The 5,776-nt window shown below is 44.4% G+C and carries 8 protein-coding genes; all 8 read left to right on the top strand.

Features of this window, described 5'->3' with window-relative positions; translation table 11 throughout:
• Positions 1–252: 252 nt before the first annotated feature.
• The gene (locus tag AC1DWN_RS26315; protein WP_477561851.1) at positions 253–978 is read left to right on the top strand and encodes an SAF domain-containing protein; all 726 of its coding nucleotides are present in this window, start codon (positions 253–255) and stop codon (positions 976–978) included.
• Complete coding sequence (locus AC1DWN_RS26310; RefSeq protein WP_477561850.1) at positions 975–1,823, top strand: P-loop NTPase family protein; 849 nt, start codon at positions 975–977, stop codon at positions 1,821–1,823. Before AC1DWN_RS26315 ends, AC1DWN_RS26310 begins: the two co-directional genes overlap by 4 nt.
• Complete coding sequence (locus AC1DWN_RS26305; RefSeq protein WP_477561849.1) at positions 1,820–3,193, top strand: ATPase, T2SS/T4P/T4SS family; 1,374 nt, start codon at positions 1,820–1,822, stop codon at positions 3,191–3,193. The genes AC1DWN_RS26310 and AC1DWN_RS26305 overlap by 4 nt, the downstream gene beginning before the upstream one ends.
• Complete coding sequence (locus tag AC1DWN_RS26300) at positions 3,186–4,121, top strand: type II secretion system F family protein (RefSeq protein ID WP_477561848.1); 936 nt, start codon at positions 3,186–3,188, stop codon at positions 4,119–4,121. The genes AC1DWN_RS26305 and AC1DWN_RS26300 overlap by 8 nt, the downstream gene beginning before the upstream one ends.
• Before the next feature lie 13 nt (positions 4,122–4,134).
• On the top strand, positions 4,135–5,028 hold the full coding sequence (locus tag AC1DWN_RS26295) for a hypothetical protein (protein WP_477561847.1): 894 nt from the start codon (positions 4,135–4,137) through the stop codon (positions 5,026–5,028).
• Positions 5,029–5,055: 27 nt separating this feature from the next.
• Positions 5,056–5,205, top strand: coding sequence for a hypothetical protein (locus tag AC1DWN_RS26290; protein ID WP_477561846.1), 150 nt, complete (start codon positions 5,056–5,058; stop codon positions 5,203–5,205).
• Between the two features lie 55 nt (positions 5,206–5,260).
• Positions 5,261–5,407 carry a hypothetical protein gene (locus AC1DWN_RS26285; protein ID WP_477561845.1) on the top strand — a complete coding sequence of 49 codons (147 nt, stop codon included), beginning with the start codon at positions 5,261–5,263 and terminating at the stop codon, positions 5,405–5,407.
• Positions 5,404–5,776, top strand: a 373-nt coding sequence (locus AC1DWN_RS26280) for a hypothetical protein (RefSeq protein ID WP_477561844.1), incomplete at its 3' end; no start/stop codon positions are given. The genes AC1DWN_RS26285 and AC1DWN_RS26280, both read left to right, overlap by 4 nt.

Raw genomic sequence — 5,776 nt, 5'->3', positions numbered from 1 at the left:
ATGTGCTTATATATCTCCGCGAAACGAATGCTTTTGCCGAAGAAGACGGCGACAGCCGTTTACGCTTGATAAACTGAATATTTATACAACTTAGAAAATAAAGATAGACAAAATTACAAGTAATTTGCTATTATGTACTCAATTGGTCGTTGTAACTACATAAAAGAGCATTATTATGCGAAGAACGCACGCAGTATAGCCATAGGAGGCTACTGTTGTGCGTTCTTTTTTTTGCTCTGAGAGGAGAGGAAAATGAACAGAAGAAGAAACATTTTCATAAGCATACTAGCTGCATTAATGTCTGCTTGCCTTGTGTATGGTATGTATCAGCTGCAACGATTGCAAATTGAGCAACAAGATACGATCGCCGTACTCGTGCCTAAGCGATTTATCGCAGCAGGAGAGAGATTAACACAGAATGATTTGGAGTTTATGAGGGTGCCGCATACTGTATATGTACCTGAAATGTTTATTGATACAGTCAATGCTGTAGGGAAGGAAACGGTTATACCTATTGGCAAGGGGGAGCCTTTGCTGGATTGGAAGGTGGAGCGTTATTATTTACAGCCAAAGCGATCTGAATCAACCTTTCAAATTCCAAAGGAGTACATTCGCAGCATTTCGAACGGAATAAGAGCAGGAGATAAGGTTCTGCTGTATGCATCAGGAGACTCAGCTCCCTCGGAGCGACTTTTTGATGAAGCGGTTCGTGTAGCATCGGTGAAATCTTCGGGAAACGTCGAAATTGACAATGCAGACAATCCGAACTTGCTTTCTCTGGCTGACGGAAATAAGGAGCAGATGTATGCTTCCAGACGTGAGGCAAACGGCATGATCGATTACTTGAATCTAAATCTGTCTGAGGAACAGTGGCTGCAAATTGACAGGTTGTGCAAGAACGGCAGTTTAAAGCTAGTTGTGGCTTACAGCCCAGAGTCACTTGATTTATCGAGTGACGAGGAGGACGGTGGGTCATGAATAAAACTGCTTCACCCATTGCTGCTTTTATCGGTACGACCCCTAATATAGGCACAACCGCAGCAGCTTTTGCCACTGCGTATCGAATGGCTGAAGCGAGCGGGAAATCAATCGGATACTTATGTCTGAATCTGAAAAGTGCGAAAATTCATCGTTATATAGGTGTAGACGAGCCAATCGTTACGTTGGATAAGCTGCGACCAGAACTACGCTCACAGACGCTGATGCCAGAAAAGCTGCGCAGTACCGCTTATTCGGTACCGCAGCTATCGAATTTACAGGTGTTGTTTGGCAATATGCTTCGTGATCAGGCGGAGTTTTTCACACCGGACGAAATGGATCATCTCATTACAGTCGCAGAGCAAACCTTTGCATTTGTTGTTCTTGATGTGGGTGCCTATTGGGATAATGCGGCAACGATTTGCTCCATCAGGAGAGCGAGCTCACGTATTCTTGTGACTACTTCAGCACTGTCTCATTTTCAAGAGGATGGTAAGCGTTGGATTGGACAAGTATCTCCTCTATTCGAGGTTACTGCGAATCAATACGATTGTATTCTTATAAATGGTCCATGGAGGAGTGGTGGTTATCATATGAAGCATATATGCAAAGAACTGGGAACAGCAGCACTTGGGAAATTTCAACATAGTCACCCTGTATTTAGTCAGTTAGATAGTGGAACGTATGCGGATTGGCTTACCGCAGATATCGAGGGTAAGAAAGCGATGCGTGAGCCAGCACAGGTTTTGATGCGGCGACATGGTGTACGTAGCATGGCCAAGCCAATTCCGATTCAGCCTTGGTACCGTAAGCTGCTTACTCATCGGAACGGTACAATATCGTGAATCCTGTGAATAGTCGGTTTTCACCTACTGATTTTGCCGCACAGATGCAGTCGGAACGCCTTTTACTTGATGAAGAGGGAGAGTCTTCATATGGAGAATTAGCTGATGGCGAGCAGTTTAGCAGGCTGGCAGAAGAAATCAGAACCTATTTGAGCGCACCGCGTGGTCTGACTGAAGTAGAACGAAGGCAATATAACGAGACATTAAATCGTGCTGTACTAGGCTTTAAGCAAGAGAGGGAGCAGGTACTTGCGGTGATTACGGATCACTTGATTCGTTTGCGCATCCATGGACTTGTAAGCAAGCAGCATCCCTATCAGACGCTGGCTGAAGCATTATTTGCCGAAGTAATCGGACTTAATGTATTGGAGCTAGTACTCGCCAATAAGGAAGGCTTGGAGGAAATTCAAGTAGTCGGAACGACAATCTTCATAGTGAAGGAGGGCGTTGCGTCGCCTTCGGATTATAAATTTGAAAGCTTAAAAGATGTAGAAAGAATTCAGCAAAATTTAGTCCTTTATAATAATGACCGCATTAATCCTCGAAAACGATGGGCAGAAGTCATGCTTCAAGATGGGTCTCGTGTTACGATGACTGGCTTTGGTTTTACGGCCTTACCTACGTTGACGATACGGTTTTATACGGTACGCAGTTTTAGTTTAGAAACTTTGTGCAAGCCTGAATATAGGACGATGAATGATCAGCTGAAACGGTTGATGAAGGCGGTGCTGAACGCGAAATTCAATCTCGTCATTATTGGCCCTACTAATTCAGGTAAAACAAATTTAATGAAAGCGATTATCGCCGAGCTTCCGGATGAAGAGAGAATTATTACTATCGAGGGCAGATTTGAAATGATGCTTGGACGTGATTTTCCGAATAAAAATATTATCGAGTACGAAACGGACGAAGAAGATGTCTATCATCGCTCCGATCAAGCCTTTAAGCTCGCACTTAGACAATCGCCAGAGCGAATCATTCATGCCGAAATTCGAGATCTAGACGCTAATATTTATGTGCGAGCCTGCACACGCGGACATTCCGGCAGTATGACTACCGTACATGCCAATAGGCTTGAGGATGTACCCGAAGCGATTACAGATATGTGTATGTTAGATGGCAGAGGAATGAATGCTGAGCGATTAACAAAGAGGATTACCCAATATGTGACTGAGGTTGGTATTGAAATGCGCAACTTAAATGGACGAAGGGTTGTGAGCCGAATTGGAGAGCTTTACTGGGATGGCGGGCAGGCACTCGTCAGGGATTGGGTGAAGTTTGACGARCATATGGGTGATTGGCTCTATCCATCGAAGCCGTCAAATAAGGCAATAGCCCGAATGCCGAATATCGGTAATGCTTATGAATAATCTTTCAACCGCAGCCGCCGCAATATTGCTCGCTGGTTTGATGTTTATTGCTTTGTACAATCTATTTATTGCATGGTCGAAGGATCAGCAGATGAGAGGTAGATTGACTTACGCAGCAAGGACGGGCTGGCGTTACCGGCTTGCAAAGCGTTTTAATCGTCATGAAAAGCTCGTTCGTCATTTATCTGATTTGTTAGAGACACTTCAAATAAAAGCTAAGCCAGGCACACTTGTATGTCTTTCCTTACTGCTTCTACTGGCTGGTATCGCATCTGGCGGATTGTTTTTTCAAAGTATAAAAGGGACTCTTCTCTTCGGTGGACTGCTAGGCTCCTTGCCCTATACATTATTAAGATCGTTACTTGTTCAGCGCCGGATGCAGACGCAAATGGATTTCTTGCCAGCAGTAGAGCTGTTCTATCAATGCTACCTCGTTACTGGAGAGAGACAGGTTCGAATTGCACTGCAGCGCACGGTTGAGGAACGGAGACTGTTAGGTCCGATGCAATCGGTGTTGGAACAATTGTATCGGAACCTGTCCGTACGAGGCGATGATGAAGCGAGCCTGCGTCTGCTCGCCTCCTCATTGGGGCATGTCTGGGCTGATTATTTTGTGAATATATTGCGTGTCGCACTTGTGGAAGGAGCGCCTATAACGGATAGCTTGAAGGAGCTTATCTCGGATATGAGGAAAGCGAGAAGAGCAAATGAGCAGGAAAGAAATCGACTGCTCGAGATTAGAGTAGCTAACTTCTCACCATTGTTATTTCTTGCATTGTTTATAGGCATTAACCTTAGGTATAACAGGGAAAATGCCTATCACTATTACATGGTTGATCCTCAAGGAAGAGATATGCTGTTGAATGCATTGTTTCTTATTTTTGTTTCATTTCTAATGGGACTATGGCTGTCACGCAAAAAAATGTAAGGGAGGTCAGCATTTGCATCAATGGACGGAAATGTTCATAGCGTACGCTGTGGTAGCTGGGCAATATGTATTTGGGGCCATCGCCATATTCGCCGTTCTGCAAATATTGCCAAGGCGACCAGCAAGGTGGAAGCATCTTGCTATGCTCAGCTGGCGGACTCGGCTTGTACCGGATGATTGGCTGCGGAGGCTGCGAATTTCAAGACAAAAGCCCTCTTTCGTTGAGCGTGAGCTACTGCTTGCTGGCTGCGGAGTAACGGTTGACGCTGCTTGGTATGTTTTGGTCAGGAGACTGGCTTTCGCTGCAGGTATAGGTGTGACGATACTAACGGTTCTGTTCAATAAGAGGATCAGTCCTCACGTCCCGATAACAATGGTCGCATTGGTAGAATTCATCTTTTTGTTATTTTTATATATCGACCTAATGTGGCTGCGCTCGATCAGGAAAGGACGCTCACTTAGAATGACGAAGGAAATTTTTGCTGTTAGCAGTCAGTTGATGTATTTATCGGATTCGTCACTACATATTCATGCGAAGCTGATGCGTTGCGTTCCTTTTACACGGGCAATGCGAGGAGACTTGGAGCGTCTTCTTGCAGAGTGGTATCACGACGCAGGTGATGCACTGCAGAGGTTCAAGCTACGAATTGGTACAGACGAAGCTCTTAGCTTTGTAGAGACGATCGATGCCCTTAGGTTGCATGAAAGTGAGCAATATTATGAACTGCTGCGTGCAAGGATTGGAGATTATAAGGAGAAACTTGAGCTCGCTAAGGAAAGTCGTAAGGAATCTACCTCTTACGTTTTGTTTACGATAGCGGGTATTCCGATTCTTTACACTTTTCAAGTGTTTATCTATCCATGGGTCCGAGAAGGTCAGAAACTATTTGAATCGTTGGGTCAATAAACTTGTAAATTGAGAGGAGGTGACAGGATGCGTAATATTTTGATGACGGTTATGTTGTTGGTTGTAGTGGTTGTACTCTTTAATTCCATCATTGCGAAGGACACGACAGGCACAAGAAGCCAAATTGAAACACAAGGAAATGCAGCGAATACAAAAATTAATGTATTGATTCCGTAATGAAATCAAAAATCTAATAGGTAGAATAATATTAGGAGTCATGGGGGTACTGGCTGTGAGGGGAATTCTTATCTCAATGCTGCTTCTTATTACGGTTCTGATCCTTTATCAGATGGTCGCAAAGGGCGATGATGGGATGAACGAGCAAACACAACGGGCTGGCGGAGCAGTTAGCGACCACATTCGAGGAATGAGTCCATGAAACAGATATTATTATTTGTATTATTCTCAGGTCTGTTATGTTGGATGATGTTCTCTCCTATTTATAAGCATGTGCTCATTGTCAGACAGGCTGTATTGCAGCAGGAGGTCGATTACTTACTCGAAGTCGGTGCCAGTGGAAGCTATGGTTATATAAGTGGTGCAATGGTCGAGCTGTCGAGGCAGCGGATGTCCCGCTTTGGGATGAAGCCAGAGGACATCATTTTTGAATTATCTACGACAAGCGGTGTAGATGCTTCAAATCCTAGTACACCGGTACTTCGTGGAGAGGGCATATCGCTTATGATGAGCTACCCTTATGAAAATCTGTTTGAAATCGATCGGTTAATCGGTTTAGCTCCACCGTTGC

It is taken from the genome of Paenibacillus sp. P4_A7 (genome assembly GCF_056402455.1).
The sequence above is the reverse complement of the archived record's forward strand: the minus strand, read 5'-3'. Positions and strand labels throughout refer to the sequence as shown.